At 67.1% G+C, this 15,844-nt stretch carries 17 protein-coding genes and 1 pseudogene; 13 read left to right on the forward strand and 5 right to left on the reverse strand.

Translation table 11 applies throughout. From position 1 onward, the window contains the following. Window positions 1-83 precede the first annotated feature (83 nt). The 5 genes and pseudogenes from FHS42_RS37935 to FHS42_RS34525 form a co-directional block, all read left to right on the forward strand. A pseudogene (locus tag FHS42_RS37935) lies at window positions 84-269 on the forward strand (hypothetical protein); the annotation flags it as partial. Beyond that, window positions 253-765 carry a DUF6879 family protein gene (locus FHS42_RS34510; protein WP_184580031.1) on the forward strand — a complete coding sequence of 171 codons (513 nt, stop codon included), beginning with the start codon at window positions 253-255 and terminating at the stop codon, window positions 763-765. The pseudogene FHS42_RS37935 and the gene FHS42_RS34510, both read left to right, overlap by 17 nt. Next, window positions 762-1,595 carry a helix-turn-helix domain-containing protein gene (locus FHS42_RS34515; protein WP_184580033.1) on the forward strand — a complete coding sequence of 278 codons (834 nt, stop codon included), beginning with the start codon at window positions 762-764 and terminating at the stop codon, window positions 1,593-1,595. Before FHS42_RS34510 ends, FHS42_RS34515 begins: the two co-directional genes overlap by 4 nt. A gap of 254 nt (window positions 1,596-1,849) precedes the next feature. Then, a complete protein-coding gene (locus FHS42_RS34520) occupies window positions 1,850-2,641 on the forward strand; it encodes an SDR family oxidoreductase (protein WP_184580035.1) in 792 nt (263 codons plus the stop codon). A 265-nt stretch (window positions 2,642-2,906) separates the two neighbouring features. After that, a complete protein-coding gene (locus tag FHS42_RS34525; RefSeq protein WP_184580038.1) occupies window positions 2,907-4,526 on the forward strand; it encodes a fibronectin type III domain-containing protein in 1,620 nt (539 codons plus the stop codon). Between the two features lie 84 nt (window positions 4,527-4,610). Here FHS42_RS34525 and FHS42_RS34530 read toward each other — a convergent pair whose 3' ends face one another. Next, on the reverse strand, window positions 4,611-4,814 hold the full coding sequence (locus FHS42_RS34530) for a DUF397 domain-containing protein (protein WP_184580040.1): 204 nt from the start codon (window positions 4,812-4,814) through the stop codon (window positions 4,611-4,613). Then, complete coding sequence (locus FHS42_RS34535; protein ID WP_184580042.1) at window positions 4,811-5,614, reverse strand: helix-turn-helix domain-containing protein; 804 nt, start codon at window positions 5,612-5,614, stop codon at window positions 4,811-4,813. Before FHS42_RS34535 ends, FHS42_RS34530 begins: the two co-directional genes overlap by 4 nt. 269 nt (window positions 5,615-5,883) lie before the next feature. On the opposite strand from FHS42_RS34535, the gene FHS42_RS34540 reads away from it, so the two are divergent. The 5 genes from FHS42_RS34540 to FHS42_RS34560 all read left to right on the forward strand — a co-directional run bounded on the left by FHS42_RS34540 (window position 5,884) and on the right by FHS42_RS34560 (window position 8,363). Continuing rightward, window positions 5,884-6,072 (forward strand): hypothetical protein, encoded by a 189-nt coding sequence (locus FHS42_RS34540; protein ID WP_184580044.1) that lies wholly within the window; start codon window positions 5,884-5,886, stop codon window positions 6,070-6,072. 5 nt (window positions 6,073-6,077) lie between these two features. Continuing rightward, window positions 6,078-6,734 carry a hypothetical protein gene (locus FHS42_RS34545; RefSeq protein WP_184580045.1) on the forward strand — a complete coding sequence of 219 codons (657 nt, stop codon included), beginning with the start codon at window positions 6,078-6,080 and terminating at the stop codon, window positions 6,732-6,734. Further along, complete coding sequence (locus FHS42_RS34550) at window positions 6,731-7,183, forward strand: hypothetical protein (RefSeq protein ID WP_184580047.1); 453 nt, start codon at window positions 6,731-6,733, stop codon at window positions 7,181-7,183. Before FHS42_RS34545 ends, FHS42_RS34550 begins: the two co-directional genes overlap by 4 nt. Continuing rightward, window positions 7,180-7,524 (forward strand): hypothetical protein, encoded by a 345-nt coding sequence (locus FHS42_RS34555; protein ID WP_184580049.1) that lies wholly within the window; start codon window positions 7,180-7,182, stop codon window positions 7,522-7,524. Before FHS42_RS34550 ends, FHS42_RS34555 begins: the two co-directional genes overlap by 4 nt. A 698-nt stretch (window positions 7,525-8,222) precedes the next feature. After that, window positions 8,223-8,363, forward strand: coding sequence for a hypothetical protein (locus FHS42_RS34560; RefSeq protein WP_184580051.1), 141 nt, complete (start codon window positions 8,223-8,225; stop codon window positions 8,361-8,363). A 56-nt stretch (window positions 8,364-8,419) separates the two neighbouring features. On the opposite strand, the gene FHS42_RS34565 is transcribed toward FHS42_RS34560, so the two are convergent. Then, window positions 8,420-9,538 carry an MFS transporter gene (locus FHS42_RS34565; protein ID WP_246495829.1) on the reverse strand — a complete coding sequence of 373 codons (1,119 nt, stop codon included), beginning with the start codon at window positions 9,536-9,538 and terminating at the stop codon, window positions 8,420-8,422. Between the two features lie 472 nt (window positions 9,539-10,010). Further along, window positions 10,011-10,733 carry a hypothetical protein gene (locus tag FHS42_RS34570; protein ID WP_184580055.1) on the reverse strand — a complete coding sequence of 241 codons (723 nt, stop codon included), beginning with the start codon at window positions 10,731-10,733 and terminating at the stop codon, window positions 10,011-10,013. A 390-nt stretch (window positions 10,734-11,123) separates the two neighbouring features. Here FHS42_RS34570 and FHS42_RS34575 point away from each other — a divergent pair, with 390 nt between their 5' ends. Beyond that, the gene (locus tag FHS42_RS34575) at window positions 11,124-11,945 is read left to right on the forward strand and encodes a pyridoxamine 5'-phosphate oxidase family protein (RefSeq protein WP_184580057.1); all 822 of its coding nucleotides are present in this window, start codon (window positions 11,124-11,126) and stop codon (window positions 11,943-11,945) included. Between the two features lie 70 nt (window positions 11,946-12,015). Here the strand turns inward: FHS42_RS34575 and FHS42_RS34580 are convergent, their stop codons facing one another. Next, a complete protein-coding gene (locus tag FHS42_RS34580; protein WP_184580059.1) occupies window positions 12,016-12,765 on the reverse strand; it encodes a GNAT family N-acetyltransferase in 750 nt (249 codons plus the stop codon). A 722-nt stretch (window positions 12,766-13,487) separates the two neighbouring features. On the opposite strand from FHS42_RS34580, the gene FHS42_RS34585 reads away from it, so the two are divergent. After that, window positions 13,488-14,309 (forward strand): helix-turn-helix domain-containing protein, encoded by an 822-nt coding sequence (locus FHS42_RS34585; RefSeq protein ID WP_184580061.1) that lies wholly within the window; start codon window positions 13,488-13,490, stop codon window positions 14,307-14,309. A gap of 533 nt (window positions 14,310-14,842) precedes the next feature. Then, the gene (locus FHS42_RS34590) at window positions 14,843-15,751 is read left to right on the forward strand and encodes a recombinase family protein (protein ID WP_184580063.1); all 909 of its coding nucleotides are present in this window, start codon (window positions 14,843-14,845) and stop codon (window positions 15,749-15,751) included. The last annotated feature ends 93 nt before the right edge of the window (window positions 15,752-15,844 follow it).

A 15,844-nucleotide genomic window follows, 5' to 3' on the forward strand; every position in this document is an offset into this window, starting at 1 on the left:
CGGTTCTCTTGGTCGAAACCCATCTACCAGGGGCTTCACTTCGTTGTCACCCCAAGTACGCAGCTACGTCAGGAGGTTGAAAAAGGCTCACTGGGAACGGCAACGGCGAGTGCGGAGAAAAGGACTGCCCGAACGTGTACCGCAAGGGGACGGGCTTGTTCATCATGCAGGGCAACGTGTCCGAGGCGTTCACCGCGCCTACCGGGGAAGGGCTCGTGGAAATCCCGGAGCCGGTGCTCAGGGAGGCATTTCGTGCACTTGGTTGGTGACGCGTGGAACGACTGCTTCGATGCCATGGAGCGGGAGGCATGGCGGCTGGAGACGCTGCCCGTTTACTCCATGCCCCAGGAAGCGGAGAAGCTGAAGCGATTCCTCGCTGGGGAGAAGTCGCCGGATGATTACACATCGTCCTGGATGGAAGAGGTTCGGCAGTGGACCGCGGAAGGGAAGCGCGTCGGCAGAGTGCACGTAGTGACCCGCCCCCTTTCGGATTACCTCCGGTTCGAGTTCGAGTGCTACTACCGGCACCATGTAAAGGCCGGTGAAGACATCCGCATCCTCGACCTCACCGACCAGGAGAACCCGGGCCTGCCAGACCAGGACTTCTGGATGTTCGACGAATCCAAGGTCGTGCTGCTGAACTACCGGTCGGACGGAACGCAGATCAATCGGGAACTCTTCGAAGGGGACCCGGAGCCGTACCGGCAGTGGAAACAGATCGCCGTCGCCGCATCCGTTCCTTTCCTGGAGTACGTGAGCGGGTGACGTTCGATCCACAACAGTTGGGGCAGCCGAAACAGGAACTGGCAGCCCTGCTGAAAGAACTACGCAAGCGAGCCGGCCTCACTGGGGACCGGCTCGCTCGGCGTTGCCACATGTCCCAGTCCAAGGTCAGCCGCATCGAGAACGGGAAGGTGCGGCCGAGCCTGCTCGACCTGGAGGGCATCCTCCGGGCCATCGCCGCTCCGCCCGAGGTCATCGAGGAGGTCGTCGCTCTCGCGAGGCTGGCCAACACCGAATGGCACAACCTGCGTTCGCTGCGCCGGAGGGGCCTGGAGAAGAAGCAGAGTGAACTTGCCGCCCTGGAGTCATCGGCTACGGAGTTCCGCTTCTTCCTGTTGTCGATGATTACCGGACTTCTGTCCACCCCCGAGTACATTCGGGCCAGCCTCGCCCACTCTCCCGCCGATGTCACTAAGACGATCGCGAGGAAGCTGGAGCGACAGGAAGTTCTCTGCGACACGACGAAGCGTTTTACTTTCCTGCTCACTGAGCAAGCCGTGCGGTGGCCACTCCTGCCACCGGCTGCGATGGCGTTGCAGATTGACCGGCTGGCGTCTCTGAATCACCTGGCGAATGTGAGGCTCGGCGTCATCCCGATAGCAGGACACAAGCCGATGGTTCCGATGGACACGTTCACCGTCTACGACAACACCCTGGTCACCGTTGAGAACACCACTGGTGTCGTGTTCCTGAGAGATCCACGGGACATCGGAATGCATGTGGATTTGTTCGCCACCTTGGAGGACTATGCGCTTTTCGGGGAGGAAGCCAGGGCCCTGTTGACGTCGTGGTCGGATGAATGCCTTCCGTGATGTGTAGTCCATGACGGGCAAGAAGCGCGCAGTCGCTGCCTTTCAGCTGAGTACGCCGCGTTTTGCGCGGAGTTCGGAGCCGACGTCATCCACCATGTGCAAGACCGGCGCGGGCAATCCCGCCGAAGGCCGGCGATCCCTGGCCCCCGCGTCCCGCCCCGCGCCCGGCCCCGCCTCGCGGTGCGTGGCGGGTTGCGCGTACCGCACGGCAAAGCGTTTGCCGGTGTGGCGCCCATGCCGCATCATCGCGTCCCGTGACGACCACCGATACGACCGAGCCCAAGCCCTCCGCTACGGCCCGACCGCTCGCCCTGGTCACAGGTGTGGGGCGGACCATTGGCATCGGGGCGGGTGTGGCCCGCCAACTCGCCTCCTCGGGTTGGGACATTGCCTTCACCTACTGGACCCCGTACGACCGGCGCATGACCTGGGGAGACGAGCCGGGGGCTACGGAGGCGGTGGGTAGCGCTCTCGCTGAGCAGGGCGCGAGTACGGCGGCGATCGAGGCGGATCTCGCCGACCCGGCCAGCGCCGCACGCATTTTTGACGAGGCCGAACGCCGGCTCGGCCCGGTCACCGCCTTGGTGATGTGCCACTGCGAATCGGTTGACTCCGGATTGCTCGACACGACCGTCGAGAGCTTCGATCGACACTTCGCCGTCAACGCACGCGCCACCTGGCTGCTGATCCGGGAGTACGGACTGCGGTTCCGCGGCGCCTTCGGCACGGGCCGCGTCGTCGCCCTCACGAGCGACCACACGGTCGGCAACCTTCCCTACGGTGCGAGCAAGGGCGCCCTGGACCGCATCACCTTGGCCGCGGCCCACGAACTCGCGCAGCTCGGGGTCACCGCCAATGTCATCAACCCCGGCCCGGTGGACACGGGCTGGATGTCGGACGAGATGCGGGAGAGCTGCGTACGCGCGGCTCCGCTCGGGCGGCTCGGCACGCCGCAGGACACCGCACATCTCGTGGACTTCCTGTGCTCGCCACGAGGGCAGTGGATCAACGGCCAGCTCCTCCAGAGCAACGGCGGCCTCGCCTAGGCCCGTCCGTTACGCGCTCTGGCTCCGGCCCCCAGCGCGTGCGGCGCCGGGTCGGTCGCTGCGTCACGGCGGCCCGTTGCTACCCACCGTGCCACTGTCGCGCGGATCACCTCTCGACTCCTCTAACGCCGCTCGCGTTCACGGTTACAGTGCCTTTCCCCCACAGCAGCACGGGCGCCTCGTATCCCTTGCGCCGCACGCCCGCAGTCCCTTCCCCCCATGCACCAGCGCCACGCACCGCCATGACCAGGAAAGGGCCTCAGCCGTGTCTCACCTCTCCCGTTACTCGGGGACCAACCGCTTACGGCGTATCCGCCTCGTCGGCGCCACCACGACCATCGCCGTGGCCGTCGCCCTCGCTGGTGCGGCGGATGCCTCGGCCGCCGCGCCCAAGGCCCCTGCGGTCGGTACCGCAGCGGCGCCGCCCGCTCCCGTCTCCACCGCCGCCTCCTACGACCGCACCACCTCGAAGGCCAAGGTCACCTGGGCCAAGGGCGACAGCCGCAAGGTCGCCGGTTACCGGCTCTACCGGAAGACGCGGGGCGCGAGCAACGCCAGTTACGCCGTGGTGAGTGGCAAGTCCCCGCTCACCACGACCTCGTACACCGACAAGCCCCCGGCGACCGGCACCGCATACGCGTACGCGGTGCGCGCTGTTGGCAAGAACGGTCAGGAGTCCGCATACAGCGCGGAGGCAACCGTCACCACGGTTGACCGCACCACGCCCACTGCCCCGACCGCTCTTGTCGCCACCCCCGGAAGTAAGGCGAACGCGTTGTCGTGGAAGCCGGTTGCGGGCGCGGCACGCTACGAGGTGTACCGGGCATCCGAAGAGACGGGCGAGACGGGACCCTTCACCCGCATAGCCACCCCCAAGACGACGTCGTACGCCGACAGCGACGCCGACGCCGATGTGCCGTACGCCTACAAGGTGCGAGCCCTGGACACGGCGGGCAACGCCTCGCCGTACTCGAAGGTCGCGCGCGCGACGCGGGACACCACCGCGCCGCTGTCGCCGCACGAGCTGACGGTCGCCAAGGAGGACGAGCGGGGGGTGACGCTGACGTGGCGCGGCGGTGGGTCCGATGCGGTGAAGTACACCGTCTACCGGTCCACTTCTCCGTACAACAGCCCGCTGACGAAGGTGGGCAGCACGGCCACGCTGACCTACCGGGACACCTCCGGCGAAACGGGGCGTCCGTACACGTACGTCGTCAAGGGCGTGGACGCGGCCGGCAACGAGTCCCGCGAATCGAGCTGGGTCAGTGCCACCAAACTCGTCGGCCCGAGCAGCGTTCCGCAGTCGCCACAGATCCACACGGCGCGCGTGACGGGCGACCGGCTGCTCCTGGAGTGGTCGCAGAGTTCGTACGTGCCCGTCTCCCGCTACCACGTCTACCGCTCCACGAACGCGTCGGTGGACACCACGGACCCGGCGAACGAGGTCGCCGTGACGCAGGAGAAGTCGCTCAAGCTCACCGTTGGTCAGGGCGACTACTACTACGTCGTGGTCGCGGAGTCCGGTTACGGCGTCCGGTCGGCAGCCTCCACCTCGGTCCTGCCCGAGGTCCGTGTCCCGCAGCCACCGCCGACCACGTCGTTCTACGACGTACGCGCGGGCGACGGACGCATCACCCTGGACTGGTACTCCCCGCCCCAGGAGGTCGGTTCTCCGCCCGTCGTCGGGTTCCGCCTCTACCGTTCGACCAGCCCCGGTGTCACCAAGGAGAACGCGGAGACTTCCTTCAACGCGTCGGGCAACTCTCATACGGACACGGGGTTGAGCAACGGCACGACGTACTACTACGTCATCAGCACCATCGACGGAACGGGCGCCGAGTCGGCACTATCGCCCGAGGTCTCCGCCACACCGGCGGCCCGCTGACCCGGTAGCTACGCACCATGCCACGACGAGAAAGCCCCGTTACTCCGCAAAGGCGGAGCGACGGGGCTTCTTCGCGCCGGTGACTCAGACGCCGAACTCGCCAGCCTTGACCTCGGCGAGGAACGCCGACCAGGCCGCCGCGGTGAAGGCAAGGGCGGGGCCGTGCGGGTCCTTGGAGTCGCGTACGGGAACAGCGTTCGGCAGGCCGGTGCCGACCTCAACGCAGTCGCCCTGGTAGCTGCTGTAGCTGCTTTTGTGCCACTTCGCCGAGCTGAGATCGGTGTTCACTGATACCCCTCCATTACGCTCTGGATGAATTGAGCGGACTCAGTCGTGGAGAGTGCGTCCGCCGCAAGTCGAGTGTAAAGGCGAGTAAGCTCTTGGACCCGGGCCGGGTCGTTGACAAAGTGTCCGTAATCGATTGATTCCGAGTAGACCCAATCTCGGCCGTTCGGCGTCGAGATGATGGTCATTGGAGCGCTGGGGCGTACGACCGGTGGACAGTTCGACGGTACGACCTGGATGACGAAGTTTGGCAGCTCAGCCAGGTGTAGGAGGTGCGCACACTGTTCGGCCATGACCTCCGGTCCGCCTACGACCGTGCGCAAGGTGTCCTCGGTCAGGATGGCGGAAAGAAGTGGGCTCCCAGGGTCTGATGCCACGAACCGATCTTGCCGCCTAAGTCGGGCCTCGACGCAGCGTTTCAGGTCGTCGCGGTTTCTCACTACCTGGGCGTACGCCGCGTTCGCGTATGCCTCCGTTTGCACCAGTCCGGGCATGAACTGGTTCTGGTAGATGCGTAACGCGGTCGTCTCCCGGTCCATCTCCGCCCGACGCTCGAACCAGTCGCGTCTCTGGACGGTCGGGTACCAGTCGACTTGGCGCCACAGATCGAGCAGTAGGTCGTCGGTCTCCAGCATGTCGTCCCACAGGACGACTTGCCGCTTGTCGGGTACGCGTTCTCCGGCCTCGATCCTCGCGACGATGGAACGATCCAGATGGGCTACCTCGGCCAGTTCGGCTTGCGTTCGGCTTGCGCGTTCGCGTTCGCGCTTTATGAGCCTGCCGAACAGTTGAGCGGCCGTCACCGCGAGATCATTCCCGGGCGGTGATGGAGAGGCGCCTGCGTCTCTGTCAACTCCGCGTCCCCGACGTGCCATGGGGACCCCCTTTTTTTGCGTGTCACAACACTTCCCGTCACGGCCGTGAGGTGGCTTTGGCCGGAACGGCTCACCAATTGCGATCGTAGCCTTCGCGGGAGAAGTCTGTAAGCACTTGGTCACAACCGGTGATCGGGATCGACGTCCCTGTGCGTCGCGCGGGGCGTGAACAGCTTCCGCCTGGAACGAGCCGTCGAATGAAGCACCAGATGACCATGAAGGTCTACCGCAAGCGCCCCGGTGAGGACCCGCCTCGGGTCAGTCGGGCCGCGACGGTCATCACCATCGACCCCGACGACGTGACGTCCCGGTGGCTCGATGACCACTACCCGGCCCAGTGGCCGGCCTGCCGCTGCCCCAACTGCCGCGACCACGAGGGAGCCTGAGCCTCGTGAATGAGCCTGACCACTGGCCCCCAGCCCCCGAACCAGCGGATAAGAAGGTGGCCCAACTCCTCGCCGCGCGCGACCAGTTGGCAGCAGACGTCCATGTGGTCGATGACGCCAACGCCACGCCCGCAGCCTGCCGGTGTGCCCGGTGTCGGGCGTTGGACGGCACTCGGGACCGTGCCCGCGCGTTGCGGGAGTGGCCGCCGCACCGTGAAGCCGTGGACGTCCCGCTTGAGCATCGGCGCGTGGAGCGCCACGGTGAGGAGAGCGGGCGAGCCGCGCGGGGCGTCGGGAAGCGGAGCCTGGTGCTGACTGGGCAGCACACCGTACGGACGGTGCAGGGGACGGTGTTGCGGTTCTTTCTCGCCGACGCCGCACCGTCCGATCTCGCGATCGGGTGGAAGCCCGTGGCGGATATTGAGTTCCAACATGCCTATGAGAACGCGTTGTTCGATCCGCGCGGGCTGGAGTCCGGCGAGTTGCGCGCTAATACCCATCGCATCCAACTCGCGCTGGATGCGATTGCCGGGCCGGGTGGATTCTTCTGGTCGGACGGTGCGCGAACGGCCGGGGTCATGACCACGAACGGCATGACACCCGAGGAATGCGGCCTTGACTACCTGGCGGACATGCCCAAGGACATGGGGGATGTGTCATGACCGGTGGCCGGCAGGTTCGGGTGGCCTTGTTGGTGTGGAAGCCGCTGAACCCCGAGGCCCCCGGCGACACCACCCGCGGCATGCCGCAGGTCCTGGTGACCCGCGAGGACACGACCCCGTGGCAGGTGCCGGGCGTCATCCTGCGCCCCGGCGAACTGCTGTTGTCCGCGGCCGGGCGAGCCGCGTACGCGGTCGGGCTGGAACTGCCGAACCACCATCGCGTACTCGCCACGGACTTCCGGCGGCCCGAGCACATGACGTTGGTCGTGGACGGCGGGTGGGTCTCGGGTGTGGACGCGCGGATAGCGGCCGGCGAACTGAGCCCGTGCCGTTGTCACGGCGTGCCCCACCGCAGCCGGTGGGCTGCCAGCGAGGACCTTGACGACCTGCTGACGCGTGCCCTGCGCGCCGCCGTGACCACCCCCTCACGTAAGGAGAGCCACCGATGAGCCCCTTGCCGCCGCACTGGCAGACCTCGTACGGAGCGCTCGGCTACCACGTGTTCTGTCTGGGGGACGGTCATGAGTGTCTGGCCGCAGCGGACGACAGCCACACGGTCGCGGAAGTGGATGTGTGGATGGCGACGCATCGGGAGGGCACCGGGCACGCTCGGTTCCGGGTCTCGACCTATGGCACCTACGACCTCGGCGAGGGCGAACCGCCACCGCCCTTGCCCACCGTGGCACCCGCGTTCCGGCTCCTCGCGGCCGTCGCGCTGGCGCGTACGAATGACCTGTGGGTACGCGGTTACGGACGCGCACTCTCGTGCCTGAACAAACAGGTGCCATGACCGGCCTACCTCACATACGATGTGGAACGCCAACGGTGCCGTGACGGGCAGTGCGCATGGAATGAGCAATTCGCCTCTCGATGCATGCGCTTCGAGCCAACGCGGGCTCATGGTGCCAAAGCTCGGCCTTGTTGCGTCTGCCGACGTCACGCAGTTGCGGAGGCTGTGAAGGCGATGCGGTGGGGAATTCGAGGGCGTTTACTCAACGCCGTCATTAGGCCAACTTCGCTTCCGGCCTTGTCCCTGGTAGTTGCCATCCGTATAGGGTAATCGCAGTATCCGCTGGGCTCGGCGAGGGATAGCGTGCAAACAAATCGGGATGACCGGTCGCTTAATGCATGCGGCACAGCCCGTTCCGGTGTGCTCTCTTACGGTCTCACCGTAGCCCCTTGATGGCTTTCGCGTCGTACAGCAGTGACACCGAGTTAGCCTGCATCGCCATAGTGTTGGCCGGTATACCTGCCCTCTGCGCTTTCGTCATGTATCTAGGCTCCCGGTTCATGCCTTCCAAGTGGGGTGCTATTACGCCGCACGCAGTGGGGCGTGACATCTCGCTGGCGGCTGTGACCGCGTCGCTCACCCTCTACGTATGGGGGTGCCTTCATATCCTCGATCGGCAGGGGCGGACGGTCGGTGAGTGCGGGAGGAATGCGACGGCGGTATCCAGTGATTTCATCCCCTTGAGAATCATCTGCCAGATGCCTGATGGGAGCAGCCACGAGGCCGTGGTCCCCGGCTACGTCAACCCGTCGATCGCCGTATTGCTGCTGCTCGCCATCGGCTGTGGTATCAGGTCCGCCCTGCTGTACCGCAGGGAGCGCGCAAGAACGATGAGCTAGAAGAAGCGGTGCGCCCGCTCGGAAGCGCGGCGGCGTCGTATCCCGCTCTGCGCGAGTTACGCCGCGGCCCGCTTAGCGGCCGGAAGGCAGGCCACCAGCGGCACCAATATCGCCGTCGCGCCGCCGATGGCCATGAGCGTTGCCGGGGAGGTGCGGTCCACGATGACGCCGCCGGCCAGGGCCCCGGCCGAGATCGTCGCCTGGAAGGAGGCGGTGAACAGGACGGACGTCGCCTCCGGTGCGTGCGGGGCCGCCTTGGTGAACCAGGTCTGGGAGCAGACCGGCACGGCACCGTAGGCGACTCCCCAGACGATGAGCAGGGCGAGGGCACCCAACGGCCAGTGGCCGAGCAGAGGCAGCAGCAGGGTCGCCATGGCGATGAGACCAGCGGCGAGGCCGAACGTGGCCAGGGGGCGGCGAGCAACGGCCGCGCCGCCAAGGAAGGTGCCGGCGATGCCCGCCGCTCCGTACAGCAGCAAAAAGACGGTGACCTGCGTTGGGCTCGCGTGCGTGATCTGTTCGAAGAAGGGGGTGATGTAGGTGTACGCGCCGAAGTGGGCCAGTACGGCCAGGAAGGTCAGCAGCAGCGCGAGCCGGGTCGGGGCGCTGCGGGCCGTGGTGCGGAGCACGGCGAGGCGGGTGATGTGGACGGCGGGCAACGGCGGCAACACGACGACCAGCAGCACCAGTACGCCGACCGTCAGGACGCCCATGACGGTGAACGCCGCCCGCCAGCCCGCCAGGTCGCCGATGAGGGTGCCGGCGGGCACGCCGAGCACGGAGCCCAGCGGGACGGCCGAGAAGATCACCGCCGTGGCCCTGCCGACCGACTCCGGCGCCACCAACCGCGCCGCCAAGCCGACCCCGATCGACCAGAAGCCGCCGATGGTGACGCCGACCATGACCCGGGAAACCAGCACGAGCCAGTAGTGCGGTGCGGCGGCTGCCAGAAAGTTGGCCACCGCCAGCAGGAGGGTGCAGGCGCACAGCATCAGCCTGCGGTCGATGCGCGCGGTCGCCACGGTGACCAGCGGGGCGGCGACCGCGGCGAGGAGGCCCGGCATCGTCATCATCAGGCCGGCCATCCCGTCCGAGACGGTGAAGCTGGACCCGATGGACGTCAGCAGGCCGATCGGCAGGATTTCGGTGGTGACGATCGCGAAGATGCCGAGCATGAGCCCGACCACGGCCAGCCAGCCCTTGAGCGGGGAAGGGAGGGGTGTGGCGGCTTCCGCGGTGGTGGGGGTGTGGCCCGTGGGGGCGGGGGTGGTGGTGTCCGCGGTAGTGGGGGTGGGGTTCGCGGTGGTGAAGGTGGTGTTCGCGGTGGCGGAAGCGGGTGATGGCGCTGCGGGCATGGACACGTTCCGTCCTGTGGTGGTGCCCGCCGACCGCGCCCCCTGGAGACCGGTCGCATCCGGTGGGCCGCGCGCCCAGGGTGCACCGCGCGGGCGCGCCTGGGGCCTGGGCCGGCGGCTGGGTTCCACCACTTCAGCAGTCGCGGGCGGCCGGGTCTGGCAGCCTTGCGACGGCAACGTCAGCCGCTGGTTATCGGGGCGCACTTCGGCCGTACGGGCGGCGGCTTCCTGGCCGGTCCGGGGCGGGGCGCGCGGGTGGGCCGGGGCGGGGAGCCCGCACCCGGCAGGCGGCTCATCCGAGCTTCATCGGCCACTTTTGCATGATGGGCATGGGCCCGGCCGTCTTCTTACCGTCCTTGTCCAGCTCCAGCACCTGATCGCCCTTGAAGACCAGATAGCCCGAGGTCACTTTGTTGGCTCGTGTTTCGCAGATGGCGTCGATGTCCTTGTACCACTGGACTGCTTTCGGCCTGCCGTCATCCTGCTTGTCGTCCTTTGGCTTGCCCTCTTGCAGCCCCACCCAGTCACCCCCGCTCACCCCGATCTTTTTGGGGTCCAGCGTGACCTTATTCTTCTGATTCGCATCGACGCGGCAGACCTCCTCGTCCTGGAAGAGGTAGTAGTACGCGTTCGAAGCCGTGCGCCGCATGGTGACGGTGTCGAGGCCCAACTCAGGATCGAAGGCGCGCTTGCCCTGGTCGGGGGTTGGCTTTTGGACCTTCAGCGTGTCCAGGAGGTTCAACAACTCAGAGTTGCCACTGCTCTTCTTGCGCACCAGGCTGTTCCCCTGAGATGCGTAGTCCGTGGTGTCGTCGGTCCAGACGGCGTCGAGGTTGCGGTAGCCCAGGTCCTTCAGCATCGCCCAAGTAGCACCGTCGTTGATCTTCTTCGGTGTGACGGTGACCGGCTTGTTGTCCGTCGGAGGCTCGTAGGCGAACCACTCGTCGTCCTGAAAGATGTAGAACTTGTTGCCTACAGCGACGACGGCGTCGTAGTCGCGGCTGATGCTGCGCATGGTGAACCCCTCGACGTACTGGTGTGGTGCGGAGCGAGCGCACCAGGGGTACTACGGCCGGTGGGGCAGCCGGGGAGCCCGCCACGCGGTGAGCTGGGAGGTTCATCCCGTGAGCGCAACCCGGGAGGGCCCGGCCTAGTGCGGGTGTGGGCCGTTCGGGAGAACCCCCGCCGGTGCGGCGCGCCGAGCACCTGAGCGCCTGCCCATGGCGTGTTTCACTGGCCCGCGTCGGCTCCGCGGCCCCCCGCCGGACACCGCGCCGGGCTTCGTCCCGTACGACGCCCCCCACGACGCCAGCCCCTCACGACGCCATTGCCGCACGACGCCACCCCACACACGCCGCCGCGCACCGTGATGCGCGCGGCCGTCCTCGGAGGGACCACGGCAACCATGCAGGAACCCGAAACCGAATTCCGGCTGTTCCACACCCCCGAACCCGTCCCGGTGGCGCAGGCGGGCAACACACCTGACTGCCACACGTACATCAAGCCGAACGAGAAGGGCGGCACGTACCTCGCGCGCATGGTCGGCTACGACCGTGATTTGGCCAACGGCATCCTGGACGAGGCGTTCATCTGCCACGTCGCGTACCGGGCCCCGGCGAACTCCAAGCCGGACGGGGGCTGCAAGGCCGGCTTCCCGGTCGTCATGCCGAAGGTGTTCGGCAGGGACGGCGACATGCTCTATTTCCACGGCTCACCCAAGGCCCGCATGCACCAGCAGTTGGCATCGAAGAACAAGACGGGCGACGTTCCGGACGCGTGGGTCTGTGTGAACGTGGCCGTCATCGACGGCATTTCCGTGGCGCGGTCGGCCGCCATGAGTGGCATCCACTACCGGTCGGTGACGATTCACGGTGAGGCGATCCCGGTCAGCCGCAAGCGCCGGAAGACGGCGTTGCGGACGATCGTCGAGCACGTCATGCCGAACCGTAGCCGCGACACCCGAATGCCCAGCTCCGCGGAGTTGGACGGCGTCACCGTGCTGGGCCTCAAGCTGGAGCACGTGAGTACGAAAGTGGCCTACGGCGATCCGCACGATCTGCCTGGCGACGTCACGGCCAACAAATACTGGGCCGGTACCGTGCCCGTCCAGCACTCCTTCGGGCGTCCCTTCCCATCCCGCGACCTGCCTGCCAATGTGCCGCTGCCGTACTACCTGACCTGTATGAACGAGTTCCGGCACTTTCGCCCCATCCACCCCGCGCGCTGACGCGCCGGGCCGGCGCACGCCGTTGGCCCGGGGTGGCGACCCCGGGCGCGTACTCCGGGCCGGGGGCCGCTCAGCCGCCCAGCCGGTGGCTCCAAACCTCCCGCGGTGGAGCTTGCGGCGGGTCCGTGGAGGGGAGCAGTGCACCCGTGTGCGACCAGCCCCAGGAGGCGAACGCGCGCTGGGCCGGGAGGTTGTTCGCGTCCACGATCGCCGTTGCCAAGGGGCCCGTCGAGCGGGTCAGTAGCTGGTTGAGCAGGCGGGTGGCGATGTGGTCGCGGCGCCGGGAGGACAGGACGCACAGCTCCACGAGGTGGAACACCGGGCTCGAAAAGGTGAGTTCATCGATATCGGACGGAATGCCCTCGCGAAAGCCGGGGTGCCACACGTGGGCCCGGTCGGCCTGGAAGCCGTAGACGCAGCCGACCAAGGCGGGCGAACTCGCAATGATCATGTCGAAGCCGGGTTGGCCGACGTGGTCCTCGAAGCGCTCCAGGAAGGCGCGGCGGTCGTGGCGGCCCGGCGCGGGCGCCGCGCGATCGGCGACCCCACTGCCCGCGACCCCACTGCCCGCGAGCCCGCTCCCCGCGTACCCGCCGCCTGGCGAACCGCCACCGGTCGGGCCCCCGCCGGCGAGCCCATTACTCGTCCTGCCGCTACTGCTACTGCCACTGCTTGTGCCGCCGCTGCCGCCGGCCTCGGCGCCTGGCGCGGGCACTGCGCCCGGCACCTCGCGATACGCCATGACGTAGAGGTCGGCGATGGCCTCCCGTTGTTGCTCGGCCTGCCATCTGGTCAGTCGTCGTAGGAACACCTCGGCCACGCATACCTCCCCACCCATGCCCACCCGTGTGTCACGTCTGCGGCCCGGTCGTCCCGGGCTCCGCAGCCCCGCGCGTCACCGCGTAACCGCCGATCACGCCGCGTCGCGCTACGTGAGGTCCATATCGTGTCAGCGCGGCGGCTTGGGGGAAACACCCGGGGCCGAGCAGGCGTGATCGCACACCTGGACGCGTGCGCCCGCGTGTGGGCCGGCGCGTGCGAGCGGCCGTCGTGGACGGGTCTGGAGAACGGCGCGTGGGCACGGTCCGGCGATGGCCGATCCAGGTGGAGGAGTGGGGCGCAGCGGGCCGAACGGGGCCTCGGTGTGGCGCGCGCAGGGGAAGCGGAACCTGCCGAAGGCGCGGGCTGCGACACATCACCCGAGTTCACGAGCGTGTCGCTGGTCATGCGTAACCCGGTCGGCTGGGGAGGCACTGGCGACGCGATGGATATTTCAGGCCAGCATTGTTGAAAAATGAAAGAAACGCTTTTTGTTGACGAAGCAAGGTGTATCCGTGTAGGTTTAATAACCTATTGTGTGGCATCCACGGGGGCGGTCGCACGGTTTTGGTGTCGCGCAGTCGGTATCGGACAGCGAGTGTTACGGCCGGTATCAGCGGCTGTGAAATCGGGAATTGACTTCGAATTTACCCCGAGGTCCACCTCACGTCGAGAGCTCTTGCTCGACTCAATGAGGGTTCATAGCTGTCCAACGGGGTGAAAATGTCGATTTCTGGGGCGATTGCTGCGGTTCCCGATCCGCCTGACCGGCCATCGCTGCCGGAAATTCCGAGGGCCCAGTCCCAGGTGGTAGACGATGTCGATGACGCCCTGCGGCAGGTGCGTTCGCTGATCGAGACCGTGGTCTCCCGGCACCAGGTCAGGACGCTTGACCAGTCCCTCCTGGTCACCACGGAGGACACCGACACCGCGGCGCACGCGCTCAATCAGCTGGTCTCGCAGGCCGAACGAAGCATCTGCATCCTGGTCCCTTCGAACCCCGCCCCGCTCAAAATCGTGCTTCAGGTACTGGAGCAACTGGCGGATCGCTGGGGACGCACGGTGCGAGTGCGGCTTATCTGCTCGCCGGAGATCGCCGTCGCGCATCGACTCACGGACTTCGAACGCGTCGGTGGCGGCAGCGCAAGCCTTCAGGTGCGTCTCGCGGGGGAGTCGCAGCGAGGGGTCGTCCTCATTGATAACCGGGTTGCGCTGGTGCGCTCCGACCCCGATGTGGGGGAGAATCAGGCCTCCCTGGTGCGCGCTCCCGTGGTGGTCAGGGCGCTGCACGACATGTTTATGAGCATCTGGCGGCGGGCTATCCCACTCACCGAATACGAGCAGATAAGCGAATATCTGCGGGGCGGTTCGGGAACGCAGATACTGCGTTTTCTCTACGAGGGATACACCGACGAGGCCGCGGCCCGTGAATTGTCGGTTTCCGTACGCACGTACCGGCGCCGTGTTGCCGAAATCATGCGCGCACTCGGGGCCACTTCGCGTTTCCAGGCCGGTGTCTACACCTTGAAGATGGGGCTCCTTTAACGCATCCCGCATGGTGCGTAACGGAGGGCTGTCGCGCGGTGCGCGGCAGCCCTTTTGGGTAGTGTGACCTGCGTCTCTGGAGCAAGTTGCCCCGCTTATGTGGTGCAGTGTGTTCCGTTTTTATGGAGCAGCTTGCGCCGTTTTTGTGGGGCGGGTTGCGCCACAGGTTGCCTCCCGAGACAACAACTTGCCACCACTTATAGGCGGCTTACGGAAACCTTCTTTCGCTGCTGGCATCTTGTGGACTCCACGTTGTGTCGCGCAGGGTGGCCGACTTAGCGTGAAGACATCGCGGGGAACGCTTGATTCGGTCAGCCCGGAAGGCCGGTCCGCCCCGCAGGGGGCTTACTTCGTGCCGAGCCGTCACCCCTAGCGCCACGCCGCAACGATGCGGCCCGCTGGGTGCGGGCGTGCACTTCGCCTCACCGCCGTCCACACGCCGCCGTTCGAACGCCACTGTCCGAGCGGCCCTCTCATGCCGCGTTCGATGCGTTACCACACGACACACATGACTACGGGGGTTTTTCATGCATATGTCGTCACCAGCTTGTGATCGAATACCGTCCCAGCGGACCGCCATCGGTACCGCTGGAAAGCACGCCGTCAGTGCGCCGCAGCACGCCGTCAGTGCGCCGCAGCACGGCAGCAAGCCGCCGCGTATCTGGGGTCGTCCGCCGTACGGTTACCGTGCTGTCGCCGGCCCGGAGGGGACCGGGCTGCGGCTTGTGCCCGACGAGCGGACCGCGCCGGTCGTACGGCGCATCTTCAGCGAATACCTGGATGACCGCGGCCTTCAGATCATCGCCGAGGGCCTGACCGCCGACGAGGTGCCAAGCCCCGGCTCGCACGGCCCGCGCACCGGGGAAGGCGTCGCCGCCTGGTCCAAGAGCGCGGTGCGGGCGATCCTGGTCAACTCCCGTTACGCCGGCCACTCCTCGACGAGTGGCTGCGGCGGAGCGTCCGTGTGTAGCCCGGTGCTGCCCACGGAGGTCTTCGAGCGGGTGCGGGAGCGGTTCGAGGCCCGCCGCGCCCGGCCCGAGGGGGACGCGGTGCACGCCGCAGCCGTGCGCGAGTACGCGCTACGCGGCATGGTGCGCTGCGCGCGCTGCAACCGACTGATGCAGGGCACCTGGAACAACGCGGAGCCCTACTACCGGTGCCGCTTCCCCGCCGAGTACGCGACCGCCAACCAGATCGAGCACCCGCGCAACGTGTACCTGCGTGAGCAGACCGTGCTTGGCCCGCTCACCTCCTGGCTGCGTTCGGCCGCCGCACCCCAGTGGCGGGTGCCCGCCCTGCGTACCACCGAGGGCAGGGCCAGGCTCGACGCCTTCCGCGCGATGGAGCTGCGGATGGTCTATGACGACTCCGAGCGGCTGCTCCGGGTCAAGGCGGTGGCCGGCCCCGATGGCACCGTGCTGCGGGGCGCGCTGCCGCTCTGAGCGAGCCGGTAGGCGTACGGGGCGCCACGGCCACGGGGGCGTACAGCGTACGGGGCGGTGCGCGGCGTATGGGGGTGTCGCGCGCTGCCAGCA

The sequence above is a fragment of the Streptomyces zagrosensis genome, assembly GCF_014203645.1.
GTDB classification, from domain to species: Bacteria; Actinomycetota; Actinomycetes; order Streptomycetales; family Streptomycetaceae; genus Streptomyces; species Streptomyces zagrosensis.